We start from the raw sequence: 13,411 nt of genomic DNA, 5'->3' as shown, positions 1-13,411 counted from the left end.
ACGCCGATCCGCCTTCAGGCCGATCGGCGCGCTTCGCATCAGACGTAAGCTTGTCCGAGACGATCAGAAACGATTGCGGATGACCACTTCCTCAAGCGGCAGCTTGCCAATACGTGGCTTAGGATCGGCAGCCCGCTTGCCCACCGCGACCATCATCGCGATCACATGGTTGTCCGGCAGGTTGATCAGCTTAGCCACGGCGTCGAAGTCGAAGCCATCCATCGGGCAGGAATCCAGGCCCTTTCCACGTGCAGCAAGCATCAGCGTTTGGGCCATCAGGCCGCAGCTGCGCATGGCTTCGTCACGCTGTACTTGGGGCTTGTCGCGGTAGTAGTTGTCGATGGCGCCTGCCATGTAGTCCTGCACTTCGGCCGGAGCACCGTCCCAGACGCGGCGGACATTCTTTTCCCAACTATCGACCTGAGCGCAGACCACCACCAACATCGAGGCATCGGTCATCTGCGCCTGGTTCCAGCCCACCTCGCGAATCTGCGCGCGCAGTTGCGGATCACTCACCTCAACGAAGCGCACGTGCTGCAGGTTGAAAGCTGACGGCGCGAGCAGTGCCAGCTGCAACAAGTCGTCCTTCTCTTCGCGGCTGAGCTCAAAGCTGGCGTCGTAGGCCTTGACGGCGCGGCGGGTCTGGATGGCTTCTTCGATCTGCATGGTGTGGCTCCAATCGGGTTTAAACGTGGCCGTTATGCTATGCGCCAACATGCATCGAATCCATCCATGTTGGTTGATGGAAGTTATCAACCGAACCGATGAAGGGTTCGGGTAATGCCTCGCAGTTAGGGGCCGCAGCGTTCGCAGCCAACCCCGCCGAGGCCGACTGAAGCCATCGGCCATACCGAACTGGCAGAAAGACGCCCACGAAAAAGCCGCCCTAAGGCGGCTTTTTCCATGGCTCGGCGCTACAGCTTAGAGCTGCGGGCCAGCGGCCTTGATGGCGTCAGAGACGTCGAACTTCTTGAAGTTCTCGACGAACTTGTTCGCCAGCTCCTTCGCGGCCTCGTCGTAGGCATTGGCATCGGACCAAGTGTTGCGTGGGTTAAGCAGCTGGGTGTCGACACCAGCGACGGCCTTCGGCACGTCGAGGTTGATGATCGGCAGATGCTCGGTTTCGGCACCGACCAACGCACCGCTCTGGATCGCAGCGATCACGGCACGAGTGGTCGGAATGTTGAAACGCTTGCCGACGCCGTAGCCACCACCAGTCCAGCCGGTGTTGACCAGATAGACCTTGGAGCCGAACGCCTGGATGCGCTTGATCAGCAGCTCGGCATAGACACCGGCCGGCCGTGGGAAGAACGGCGCGCCGAAGCAGGTGGAGAAGGTCGACTTGATGCCGCTGCCCGAACCCATTTCGGTGGAGCCCACCAGGGCGGTGTAGCCGGACAGGAAGTGGTAAGCCGCCTGCTCTTCATTGAGGATCGAAACCGGAGGCAGAACACCGGTCAGGTCGCAAGTCAGGAAGATTACTGCGTTCGGCTCGCCGCCCAGGTTCTTCTCGGAACGCTTCTCGACGTATTCCAGCGGGTAGGCGGCGCGGCTGTTCTGGGTCAGGCTGTCATCGGTGTAGTCGGCGGCGCGCTCGCCGTTCAGTACAACGTTTTCCAGCACGGTGCCGAACTGGATGGCTTTCCAGATCACCGGCTCGTTCTTCTCGGAGAGGTCGATGCATTTGGCGTAGCAGCCGCCTTCGATGTTGAACACCACGCCGGTGCCCCAGCCGTGCTCGTCATCGCCGATCAGATGACGCGATTCGTCTGCCGACAAAGTGGTCTTGCCAGTGCCGGAGAGACCGAAGAACAGCGTCACGTCGCCATCGTCGCCAATGTTGGCGGCGCAGTGCATCGGCAGTACGTCTTTTTCCGGCAGCAGGAAGTTCTGCACCGAGAACATGGCCTTCTTCATCTCACCGGCGTAGCGCATACCGGCGATCAGCACTTTCTTGGCAGCGAAGTTGATGATTACGCAGCCATCGGAATTGGTGCCGTCACGTTCGGGCACGCACTCGAAGTTCGCCACGTTGAGTACCTTCCACTCCTCCTTGCCGGCCGGGTTGTAGGTTTCCGGGTTGATGAACAGTTGGCGACCGAACAGGTTCTGCCAAGCGGTGGCGGTGGTCATCTTGACCGGCAGGTAGTGATCCTCGGCGGAGCCAACATGCACGTGAGAAACGAAGAAGTCCTGGTCGCGGTTGAACGCCTCGACGCGATCCCACAGCGCGTCGAACTTGTCGGCCGGGAACGGACGGTTGATCGGCCCCCAGGCAATGGAGGCCCGGGTGCTGGGCTCCTCGACTATATAGCGGTCAGCTGGCGAACGACCGGTCCGGTGGCCGGTTTTCACGACGAGCGCGCCAGTGGCGGCCAATTCACCTTCACCGCGCTTGATGGCTTCTTCGACCAGTTGAGCGGTGCTGATGTCGATGTATACGGCGTTAGTGGCTTGCGTCATGAGTTTCCCGTCGGCCCTGGGCCGATTCCTCCATGCTTTGTAGCCCACAGAGTAGTGGACTACACCGAAAAAAAGTGCGCGCGATTATGACAGAAATGACGCTGCGCTGGGTATGAGGGCGTGATGGCGAAAAGGTTCCTAGGCCCGGAAACCCTTTAATGCCGCGTGCCGGATGGACCTTCCGTTCCCGCACCGGCAAAAAGCTGGGCGATGTCGGCCGCGTCGAAGCGGTAGCTATGATTGCAAAACTGGCAATCGATGGTGATGGCCCCGCCCTGCTCCGTCAGCAGCAGTTCGGCGTCGTGCTGGCCGAGACTGACGACTGCATTGGCCGAGCGTTCACGCGAGCAGCTGCAGCGGAACACGATCGGCCGCGGGTCGAACAGCCGAACCTGCTCTTCATGATAAAGACGATGCAGGATGGTCTGGGTATCGAGCCCCAGCAACTCTTCGGTCGACAGGGTATCGGCCAGGGTGCGCAGGTGCTGCCAGCTGGCTTCGCGCTCTTCGCCGTCACGGATGCGATCAGCTGGCAGCTGCTGCAACAACATCCCGCAAGCACGGCGGCCATCAGCGGCTAGCCAGAAGCGCGTCGGCAGTTGCTCGGAGGAGGCGAAATAGCTCGACAGGCTGTCCGCCAAGGTCACGCCGTCCAGCGCAACAATGCCCTGATAGCGCTGCCCGTTGGCAGGGTCGATGGTCATCGCCATAACGCCATCGGGCATCAGTTCCGACAGGGTCGCGCCGGGGGCCAGCAGCGCCTCGTCATAGCGAGCAATGCCGCGCACCTCTCGATCGCTGGAGCACTCGACCATCAACAACGGCACCGCACCAGACGAGCGTGCCTGCAACACCATCAACCCATCGAATTTCAGCGTGCCGACCAACAGCGCCGCCGCCGCGAGCAGTTCGCCGAGCAACTGCGCAACCTGTTCAGGATATGCATGCTTGGCCAGGACCTCCGCATAGCTGCGCTCGAGCCCGACCCATTCGCCGCGTACGTCGGTGTCATCGAAAAGAAAGCGTTGGGTGTAATCGGAATCGAGCATGGGCATGACCAGAGCAGGTGGGCGTTCGGGGCCGTCATAAATGGCGGGACGTGGCACGTCTCGGCGATGGTGCGGCACCTAGAAGAAGGGACCGCATTCTAGGTCGAAAGTGGCGACCATCCAACCAGCGGCACTCAACCCGCGTCCGAATGAAACCGCTGCAACGCGCGACGCTGTTTTTTGCTTGGCTTGCCATCGGTTTCCACACCCAGGCTGCCGGCCTTGCGCATGGCCGCAGCGTTCTCCCGGCGAACCAGGCTTTCGGCGGTCTCCTCATACAGTAGCTGAGCCTCCGGTGCGCCCTTGCGCACGGCCGACAACGCCCTGATCACCACGGTGCGCTCATCATAGCCGGCACGAATCACCAGCTCCTCGCCGAGTTTGGGTTCCTTGCTCGGCTTGCAACGCTCGCCCTTGCAGTGCACCTTGCCGCCTTCGATGGCCGCTTTGGCCAAGGCGCGCGTCTTGAAGAAACGCGCCGCCCACAGCCATTTGTCCAGACGGACTTTGCCGTCGTCTTTCTCACTCATCGTTCAACTCTGCCTAGCGTCTCGTTGTCATAGGTTGGAACAGGGAGATGCGGTTGTCATGCAGCCTGTCTAGAATGCGCGGAAATTTACCGGATACGCTTTTGAACAGTCCCGACCTCCAAACAATCATCGGTTTGCGCGAATGGATCGCCTTGCCTGAGCTCGGTGTGGTCGGCCTGCGCGCGAAGATCGATACCGGCGCTAGCACCTCCGCCTTACATGCGACCGACATCAGCGAATTCAAGCGCAATGGTGAACGCTGGGTCCGTTTTACGGCGCACCTGGGGACGCTGGTGCAGAGTCGCCACCGCTGCGAAGCGCCGCTGGTGGCGCGCAAGATCATCAAAAGCTCCAACGGACACGTACAGACCCGCTACGTGGTGCGTACGCTATTGGCGCTGGGCGACCACCTGTGGCCCGTCGAATTCACCCTTACCTGTCGCAAGACCATGCGCTATCGCTTACTGCTGGGGTCAAAAGCCCTGATGGACGGCAAATGGCTGGTCGACCCTGCCCGCACCTACGTGCAGGAAAAACCCCAGACTCTCACTCTTTCCGGTGCCCCATGAAAATCGCCGTGCTGTCGCGCAACCCACGCCTGTATTCGACCCGCCGTCTGGTTGAGGCCGGCCAGCAACGTGGCCATGAGGTGGTCGTCATCGACACCCTGCGCGCGTACATGAACATCGCCAGCCACAAACCACAGATTCATTATCGCGGCCGCCCACTGGAAGGCTTCGATGCGGTGATCCCGCGGATCGGCGCCTCGGTTACCTTTTATGGCTGCGCGGTGCTGCGCCAGTTCGAAATGCAGGGCGTGTTTCCGCTGAATGAATCGGTAGCCATTGCCCGCTCGAGGGACAAGCTGCGCTCGCTGCAGTTGCTGTCGCGCCGGGGTATCGGCCTGCCAGTGACCGGCTTTGCCCACTCGCCAGACGATATCGCCGACCTTATTCAGATGGTCAACGGCGCGCCACTGGTGATCAAGGTGCTCGAAGGCACCCAGGGTATCGGCGTGGTCATGTGCGAAACCGCCACCGCCGCCGAGTCCGTGATCGAGGCCTTCATGGGCCTCAAGCAGGACATCATGGTGCAGGAATACATCAAGGAGGCCGGCGGCGCGGACATTCGCTGCTTCGTGGTTGGCGACAAGGTCATCGCCGCGATGAAGCGTCAGGCCAAGCCTGGCGAATTCCGCTCCAATCTGCACCGCGGCGGCACCGCCAGCCTGATCAAGATCACGCCGGAAGAGCGCATGACCGCGATCCGCGCGGCCAAGGTGATGGGCTTGAGCGTGGCGGGCGTCGATATCCTGCGCTCCAACCATGGCCCGCTGGTGATGGAGGTGAACTCATCTCCAGGTCTGGCCGGGATCGAGGAAACCACTGGCAAGGACGTCGCCGGGCTGATCATCCAATACCTGGAAAAGAACGCTGGCCCGCATCTGACGAGGACGAAGGGAAAGGGCTAAGCGAACGCTGGAGACCGGGAATCGCAGCTGCCGGATTCGCTAATCGAGAGACTTACGCGGCCTGCAAGTACCGGCTCGACAGTAGGGAACCGAAGCCTACGGCCACCCTACTGCTTCACCGCATCCCTCGGCAGCAACAACCCCAACGGCAGGCTCACCCGCGCCTCGAGCCCGCCGCCTTCGCGGTTGCGTAACTCGATCACACCACCATGTTGCGAAGCGATCCGCTTGACGATCGCCAGCCCCAGCCCGGCGCCCTGCCCGCCACGTGCCTTGTCGCCGCGGATGAACGGGTTGAATATTTCGCCGAGCTCCCGGGGATCGATGCCCGTGCCCCGGTCAAGCACGCTGAGGACGACATAGGGTGCATTGCTGTCGCCCGAAACATGGGCGGCCACTTCGACACCATGGCCGCCATAACGCAGCGCATTTTCAATCAGGTTCACCAGCAGTCGTTTGATCGAAACTCGTCGTAACGCCAATTGCGGCATCGGCTCGACACAGAGGCGAACGGTTTCTCCGTACTGGTTGTAGGGCGCCACGACTTCACGCACCAGCTCGCCCAGGTCGACGCTTTCCACCGGCTCGTCGCTGCCATCGCGAACGAAGGCGAGGAACTGGTCGAGAATCGCGTTCATGTCCTCGATATCGCGAACCATGTCCTCGGTCAGCTCGGCGTCGCTGGACATCAGTTCGAGGGACAACCGCAAGCGCGTCAGCGGCGTGCGCAAGTCGTGCGATACGCCAGCGAGCATCAGCTCCCGCTCGCGGCCAGCCTGTTCGACGTCCTCTGCCATCTGGTTGAACGCGCGATAAACCTCGGTCATCTCACTCGGCGTGTCGCTGATGGGCAACCGCACGCTACGCCCCTTGCCGATCTGCCGGGCCGCATAGACCAAGCGTTTGAGCGGCAGGTTGAGCTGGCTGACAAAGATCCACGCGGCGGCCGTGGACAGCAGCCCAATGCCGAGAAACCAGCCGAGCACGCTCCAGATCCGCTGACCGCGCAACGGGTATGCGTACAACGGCACCCGCAACCAGTCCGGCCCTAGGCTAGGCGCGCGGACCCAGATGGCTGTGTCAGGCTGAATACGCACCCGCACATCGGTTTCAACACCGAGTTCGGCCTGCATCTGCCGCTGGAAGATTTCCGTGTAAGGCCAGTGATATTCACTGGGCGGTACATCGTCCATCGTAACCCGCTGCAAGCCGGCCGCCTCTGCGATGCGTTCGCGGTTTTCCTCGTCAGCTGCCCAGTAGGCACGCAAGGTTAACGCCGCACCATGGCTGTATTGGCGATCGACCATGACGTCCTCGTTCATCATCAGGTACACGAGCATCAATACCTTGGAGAACAGGACCACGATCAGCACCATCCACAGGGTGCGAGCGAAGAAGCTTTGCGGGAACCAGAGCGGGGTTTTCATAAACAAGCCGATTTTGACCGCGGGAGGCTGAACCAAGAGGCCAGCGATGTGGGATTTCACAGTGAAGACTGGGTCGGAAGCTGCTCCGCTTTAGCCAACCGAGTCGAACAAGGGTGGTGGGCTAAAGCCCACCCTACGAGGCTGATGGCTCACTTCGTAATCCGTAAGCCATCCAATGATGCAGCCTGAGAAAAGCATTGCATCCCTATCGGGTTCGCAGGGAGCATGAACCGGCTCCTATTTGTTGCCATCAGGGACGAACACGTAGCCGACGCCCCAGACGGTCTGGATATAGCGCGGCTTGGACGGATCCGGCTCGATGAGCCGGCGCAAGCGGGAAATCTGCACATCGATGGAGCGCTCCAGCGCATCCCACTCACGGCCACGGGCCAGGTTCATCAACTTGTCGCGGGTCAGCGGCTCACGCGCATGTTGCACCAAGGCCTTGAGCACGGCGAATTCACCGGTGGTGAGCATGTGCACCTGATCGCCTTTCTTCAGCTCACGGGTGCCGAGGAACAGCTCGTAATCACCGAAGGTCACCGTTTCATCTTCGCTGCCCGGCGCACCTGGCACCTGCGGTGCCTGGCGGCGGAGCACCGCGCGGATCCGCGCCAACAGCTCACGGGGATTGAACGGCTTGGCCAGATAATCGTCCGCGCCCTGCTCCAACCCCTGAATGCGACTGGCCTCGTCACCCTTGGCCGTCAGCATGATGATCGGGATCTGGTTGCCGCCGGTACGCAGCCGGTTGCACGCAGACAGGCCGTCTTCGCCCGGCATCATCAGGTCCAGTACGACCAGATGGAACAGCTCGCGACTGAGCAGCCGATCCATCTGCTCAGCGCTTTCCACGGTTCGCACGCGATAGCCTTGCTCATCAAGAAACCGCTCGAGCAGACGCCGCAGACGGGCATCGTCGTCAACAATCAGGATCTTTTCGCCTTCGCTGGCGGGCGCAGTGCTGCTCATGGAAACTCCCGGAAAAATCGTCAACGCATTATGCGCACAGTGATGACAGCGCAACTCAAGCCATTGTTAGCAGATTTTTCCACGACCAGCAGCGCCCGAACGATTAGCGCTCGCGTAGCGCCTCGGCACGTGCTCGGATAATCGGCTTGAGCAGATAGCTGAGAATGCTCTTCTTGCCGGTAATTATGTCCACCGAGGCAACCATCCCAGGAATGATCAGTAGCGGCTTTTCGGCGCTGCCCAGGTGGCTTTTGTCCGTGCGCAGATGGATAAGAAAGAAGCTGTTACCTTCATCGTCCGTGACGCTGTCAGCGCCGATGTACTCGAGGCGTGCCTTCATGCCGCCGTATACGGTGTAGTCATAAGCAGTGAACTTGACCACTGCTTCCTGTCCGGGGTGCAGAAAGGCGATGTCTTGCGGTCGAATCTTTGCCTCGATCAGCAGGGTGTCGTCCAACGGCACGATTTCCATGATGTCGCTACCGGGCTGGATCACGCCGCCAACTGTATTGACAAGTAGCTGCTTGACCACGCCACGCACGGGTGAGGTCACCAAGGTGCGTCGCACACGATCCTCCAGCGCCTTACCAGTGGATTGCAGTTTGGTCAGGTCGGTGCGCGCCTCGTTCAACTGCGTCAGCGCTTCACTGCGATAACGACCGCGTGCTTCACCGATCTTGCTATCGATTTCCTTGATCGCGGCCTGAGCGCGCGGCATAGCGAGCGTGGTCGCATCTAACTGACCGAGGCTTTCCACCTCGGCACGCTTGAGGCGTAACACCTCTACCGGCGAGATCGCACCGGAACCCACCAGCGGCTCGGACATCTCAATTTCCTTGCGCAGCAGCGCCAGACTATTGCGGAACTGACTCTGCTTGGAGGCCATCTCGCGTAGCTCCTGGCGGCGTTGTACGAGCTGTTCTTCTAGCCCGCCGATCTCGTCACGCAGCTGTTGCTGCCGGCTGTTGAACAGCGCCAATTCGTTGGCCGCCTGGGTCGGAGCCCGGGCCGCAATGTCTTCGGGGAACGAAGGCACACGACCCTCGACTTCGGCCGTAAGCCGCTCGACACGCAACGCCAACGCATTGCTGTCAGCAGCCGTTTCGCCCACGTTCGAGGCGAAGCGGGTGTCATCCAGGCGCAGCAATGGGTCACCCACACCAACGATCTGTCCTTCGCGAGCATAAAGCTCTGCAACGATGCCGCCTTCCAGGTTCTGGATTTTCTGCAACCGCGAGGACGGGATGGCCTTGCCTTCGCCCCGAGTCACTTCGTCGACGATCGCGAAATGCGCCCAGACCAGCAGAAACAACAGAAACGCCAGTAGCCCCCAAATCGTCAAACGCACGATACGTGGCGCGTCCTCGATCAGGGCCTTGCGGACCTCGGGCAAGGGCTCAGCGGACGCACCGAACAGACCGCCAAAACCAGCACGGGCGAGGGTCGGCACCTCAGGCAGACGCTTAGCTGACACGGATCTGCCCCTTCTTCAAAGCCTCGAGAATGACCGGCTTAGGCCCGTCTGCCACGATCTGGCCACGGTCGACGATGATCAGCCGATCCACCAGCGTCAGCATCGAGGTGCGGTGAGTCACCAGCAGTAAAGTCTTGTTGGCTGTTACGCTCGCGATCTGCTGCTTGAGACGGTCCTCACTGGTGTTGTCGAGCGAACTGGTCGGCTCATCAAGCAACAGGATCGGAGGGTCGAGCAGCAATGCGCGCGCCAGTACAACAGCCTGGCGCTGCCCCCCGGAGAGCTGCTGCCCGCGTTCGCCGACTTGCAACTCGTAACCCTTGGGGTGCAGCCGGGCAAATTCATGTACGCCTGCGCGCTCAGCAGCTTGCAGCACCCGCTCGTCTTCAACGTAGCGAGCGCCCATCACGAGGTTGTCGCGCAGCGTGCCGGCAAACAGCTGTACGTCCTGAGGCACATAGCCGATGTTATGTCGAAGGTCGCTGACGTCCAGCTGACGCATATCGACGCCGTCGATCAGCAGGCTCCCCTCGCTTGGCTGGTTCAGGCCAACAATCAGTTTGGCCAGTGAACTCTTGCCGGATCCGCTACGACCGATGATGCCGACCTTCTCACCCGGGCGGATCGAAAGACTCACCTGGGTCAGCGCCGATTGCTGTTGGTCCGGGTAGTTGAAATTGACCTGGCGAAACTCGATTGCACCCTGTAGCGCTTCACGCTTGAGCGGCCGCTCACCCGCCTGACGCTCCTGCGGCAAATCCATCATCTCGTTGACAGAACGCACGGTGACCTTGGCCTGCTGATAGCGGGTCAACAATCCGGCAACCTGCCCCATCGGCCCCAGGGCCCGCCCGCTGAGCATGTAGCAAGCGATCAGTCCGCCCATGCTCAGCTGGCCAGCGATAATCTGGTACACCCCAAGCACGATTATTACCACGCCGGCTAGTTGCTGGAGCGCCATGGTCGAATTCAATGCCAGACTGGACAGCATCCGAGCACGCAGCTCAAGACGCCCGAGCGTGCCGATGGTCTGCTCCCAGAGGTATTGCCGCTCACTTTCTGCGTTGTTGACCTTTACTGCATCGAGCCCGCCGAGCGTCTCGATCAGACCTGATTGGCGCTCGGCCGACAGCGCCATGCTGCGCTCGAGCGTATCGGCGAGGGGCCGTTGCAATGCCAGGCTGATGCCAGCCGCCAGCGGGAACGCCATCAGTGGAATCCAAGCCAGATGCCCACCAATCACAGCGATAACGGCGACGATCAGCAGCGTGAAAGGCAAATCGATGAGGCTGGCCAGCGTCAGTGAGGCAAGAAACTCACGCAGTGATTGAAACTCATGAATGTGCTGAGCAAAGGTGCCGACGCGTGCCGGGCGGTGAGTCATGCGCATGCCAGTGATGCGCTCGAAAAGCGTTGCCGAAATTATCAAGTCCGTCTTTTTGCCGGCCAGATCCAGGCAGAAACCTCGTAGTGTCTTGAGGATCAGATCGAAGACGAACGCACCGCCGACGCCGATCGCTAACACCCAGAGGGTTGCCTCGGCCTGGTTTGGCACGACGCGGTCGTAGACGTTCATGACGAACAGAGGCGTGACCAGGCCTATCAGGCTGATCATGAAGCTCGCAGCAATCGCGTCAGCATAGAGCCAGCGTGAGCGCTTCAGCGTGTCACGGAACCAGTGACGCGCCCGCGGCACGAGCTCGCCCTGGTCAAGGTCGAACTTATGTTGTGGCTGCGCAAAGAAGGCCTGGCCGGAGTAATCCTCCTCGAGCAATTCGCGGTCTACGAGGATCTCGCCGCCCTCGGTCTCGCTCGGCATCAGCCGAGCCTGACTCTCGCCTGCCCACCCGAGCAGCAGCGCACTACGACCGTCGCGCAGCAGTAGCAGAGCCGGTAGGACCAGCGCTGGAATCTGGCCAAGGTCACGGCGCAGCCAGCGGCCGCGCAAGCCCGCACGAGCAGCAGCACGTGGCAGCAATTCGGCCGTCAGGCGTTGGTTGGCAAGTGGCAAGCCTGCCGAGAGAATCGCCCGGCTGGCAGGTTTCTGATGGCAGGCACACAGCGACAGCAGGCTGTCGAGCAGCGGATCGTCGTAACGCTCACGTGGATCATGACGCGTGATTTCAGGGCCCGTTTCGGCCGACTGATGTAACTGACTCATAGCCGGCCCCCCGGGGCACCCATTAGTTCATTGCAGGCAATTGAACCCGCGCCTGGACCTGGTCCATCGGCACGGCAGCCATAGGCGCGACGACGCCCTGGCTTTGCAAAAGTGAGCCGGTCACTGCCTTGATGCGGTACTGGGTCAGCGCCTCGGTGAAACGGACGTCCTCAAGGCGACGTGCTGCAGTGAACAGCTCGTTCTCACTATCCAGCAGATCGAGCAACGTGCGGTCGCCCAACGTGAACTGCTGCTGATAGGAGTCGCGCACCCGGCCGCTGCGGTCGACGTAGTCCTGTGCGATCGGTAACTGCTGGCGAGCATTGGAAAGGGCGTTCCAAGCCAGACCAAGTTCTTCGGTCAGCAGGCGCAGCGCGTTGTTGCGGATGTCCAACGCCTGGTTGGCCTGATGTGAGCGGGCGCGTAACTCAGCTTTGTTACTGCCACCTGCGAACAGGTTGTAGCGCATACGCACCATTGCTTGCCATTCGTTCTCGTGCCCAGGTACACCATCGATGTTTTCGTTGGCACCGGTGCTCAACTCGAGCGCAAACCGCGGATAGAACGCGGACTTCGCGGCAGCCATCTGCGCCTCAGCGGCATTTATATCGGCCTCGGCAGAGCGAAGTTGAGGGTTGTCCGCCAGCATTTTATCGCGGGCCAATTCGAACGAATCCGGGAGCTCAGGAACGATCGGCGCCGGTGCATCCAGCTGCTCCGGGGCCTGTCCCACCACGCTGATGAAGTTGACGCGCGCATCCGCCAGATTAGCCTGCTCAGTCAGCAGGTTGTTCTTCGCCTGGGCCAGGCGCGCTTCAGCCTGGTCCAGATCGGCCATGCGGCCTACACCGCGCTGACTGCGCAGATTGATCTGGTCAAAGATTCGCTCGTGGCTGCGCAGATTATCCTCCGCCAACCGAACAAGCGCCTGACGGCGCAAGACGTCCAGATAGACTTGAGCTACCTCGAGCGCGGTGCGCTCGGAGTTCCCCAGCAACTCAAGCGCCCGCGAGTTGACTACAGCACGATTACGCTTGACCTCACTGGACGTAGCGAAACCGTCGAACAACATCTGCTCGACGTTCAGCCGCGCCTCGCTGCGGGTCAGCGTCTCGTAATCATGGCCACCGTCAGCGCGGCCACTCGGATTGTCGGTTCCTTCCCTACCATAACCGCCGACGAGATCGACTCGGGGCATATAGCCACCTTTGGCAGCGCGCAACTCCTCTTCGGCGGCCAGCCGAGCGCTCACACCGGCGCGAATTTCAGGATGTACTTCCAAGGCGCTGCGCATCGCCTCTTGCAGAGTCTGCGCCTGGGTGGCGAACGGCAGGGCAACAGCCAGGGGGAGCATGAAGAGCGCGCGTTTCATGGAGAGATCCTTCGAAGAAATAACAGCTGACGGAGGGCCAGGCGGAACGGACATCAGCGGCCTTGGCGAGCCGTTACACCCCTTCACGTCACAGCGGCAGATGGATGTCAATAATTACCGTGCTAGCACAGTGACATCACTGTGCGCATTGTTTAACATCACACTATGGGGGTCAAGACTTTGACCTACCGTTTATCGGCGTTTACGCGTCGTCATTTTTTTGTCGAATGGACTCGGCTAGTCTGGAAATTGCTATTAGCGCCCAGATATGGCCTCACCCACTTCCGGAGCAACGGTCATGAGCAACGCCTACGCTGTTATTAAGAGCCTGTCGGGTCAGGTATTCGCCGTATCAGCAGAAGGCGTTCGCCGACAGGTTTTCGAAGGCGAGGTTGTTTTCGCCGGTGACCGGCTGGAAACGGACGCAGCTGGCTCGGTCACGCTAGAGCTACCAAATGGGGGATTCTGTTGAAAAAGTAGCGGCCTCCCCAT

General features: G+C 60.8%; 12 protein-coding genes. 3 read left to right on the top strand and 9 right to left on the bottom strand.

Going from position 1 to position 13,411, the window contains the following annotated elements:
• Positions 1-63 precede the first annotated feature (63 nt).
• From RT21_RS02370 to RT21_RS02355, 4 genes are all read right to left on the bottom strand, one after another.
• Complete coding sequence (locus RT21_RS02370) at positions 64-666, bottom strand: nitroreductase family protein (protein ID WP_046161470.1); 603 nt, start codon at positions 664-666, stop codon at positions 64-66.
• Positions 667-921: 255 nt separating this feature from the next.
• On the bottom strand, positions 922-2,463 hold the full coding sequence (locus RT21_RS02365; RefSeq protein ID WP_045423348.1) for a phosphoenolpyruvate carboxykinase: 1,542 nt from the start codon (positions 2,461-2,463) through the stop codon (positions 922-924).
• Positions 2,464-2,618: 155 nt separating this feature from the next.
• Positions 2,619-3,512 (bottom strand): Hsp33 family molecular chaperone HslO, encoded by an 894-nt coding sequence (gene hslO, locus RT21_RS02360; RefSeq protein ID WP_371263595.1) that lies wholly within the window; start codon positions 3,510-3,512, stop codon positions 2,619-2,621.
• Positions 3,513-3,646: 134 nt separating this feature from the next.
• Complete coding sequence (locus RT21_RS02355; RefSeq protein ID WP_046161468.1) at positions 3,647-4,042, bottom strand: RNA-binding S4 domain-containing protein; 396 nt, start codon at positions 4,040-4,042, stop codon at positions 3,647-3,649.
• A gap of 101 nt (positions 4,043-4,143) precedes the next feature.
• Between RT21_RS02355 and RT21_RS02350 the strand changes: the two genes are divergently transcribed.
• Positions 4,144-4,611, top strand: a complete 468-nt coding sequence (locus tag RT21_RS02350; RefSeq protein WP_045423343.1) for a retropepsin-like aspartic endopeptidase RimB — start codon at positions 4,144-4,146, stop codon at positions 4,609-4,611.
• Positions 4,608-5,513, top strand: a complete 906-nt coding sequence (gene rimK / locus RT21_RS02345) for a 30S ribosomal protein S6--L-glutamate ligase (RefSeq protein WP_019340871.1) — start codon at positions 4,608-4,610, stop codon at positions 5,511-5,513. The genes RT21_RS02350 and rimK overlap by 4 nt, the downstream gene beginning before the upstream one ends.
• A gap of 107 nt (positions 5,514-5,620) precedes the next feature.
• On the opposite strand, the gene RT21_RS02340 is transcribed toward rimK, so the two are convergent.
• The 5 genes from RT21_RS02340 to RT21_RS02320 form a co-directional block, all read right to left on the bottom strand.
• Entirely contained in the window at positions 5,621-6,940 is a 1,320-nt protein-coding gene (locus RT21_RS02340; RefSeq protein WP_045431486.1) for an ATP-binding protein, read from the bottom strand.
• A 237-nt stretch (positions 6,941-7,177) separates the two neighbouring features.
• On the bottom strand, positions 7,178-7,912 hold the full coding sequence (gene ompR / locus RT21_RS02335; RefSeq protein WP_045423341.1) for an osmolarity response regulator transcription factor OmpR: 735 nt from the start codon (positions 7,910-7,912) through the stop codon (positions 7,178-7,180).
• Positions 7,913-8,015: 103 nt separating this feature from the next.
• On the bottom strand, positions 8,016-9,371 hold the full coding sequence (locus RT21_RS02330) for an HlyD family type I secretion periplasmic adaptor subunit (protein WP_046161814.1): 1,356 nt from the start codon (positions 9,369-9,371) through the stop codon (positions 8,016-8,018).
• A gap of 4 nt (positions 9,372-9,375) precedes the next feature.
• Positions 9,376-11,547, bottom strand: a complete 2,172-nt coding sequence (locus RT21_RS02325; RefSeq protein WP_046161467.1) for a type I secretion system permease/ATPase — start codon at positions 11,545-11,547, stop codon at positions 9,376-9,378.
• A gap of 22 nt (positions 11,548-11,569) precedes the next feature.
• On the bottom strand, positions 11,570-12,919 hold the full coding sequence (locus RT21_RS02320; protein WP_046161466.1) for a TolC family outer membrane protein: 1,350 nt from the start codon (positions 12,917-12,919) through the stop codon (positions 11,570-11,572).
• A 298-nt stretch (positions 12,920-13,217) separates the two neighbouring features.
• On the opposite strand from RT21_RS02320, the gene RT21_RS23525 reads away from it, so the two are divergent.
• Complete coding sequence (locus RT21_RS23525) at positions 13,218-13,391, top strand: hypothetical protein (protein ID WP_156155710.1); 174 nt, start codon at positions 13,218-13,220, stop codon at positions 13,389-13,391.
• The last annotated feature ends 20 nt before the right edge of the window (positions 13,392-13,411 follow it).

Origin of the sequence: Pseudomonas sp. 10B238 (assembly GCF_000970615.1) — a bacterium.
Taxonomy (GTDB): domain Bacteria; phylum Pseudomonadota; class Gammaproteobacteria; order Pseudomonadales; family Pseudomonadaceae; genus Stutzerimonas.
This window is presented reverse-complemented; position numbering and strand designations above follow the sequence as displayed.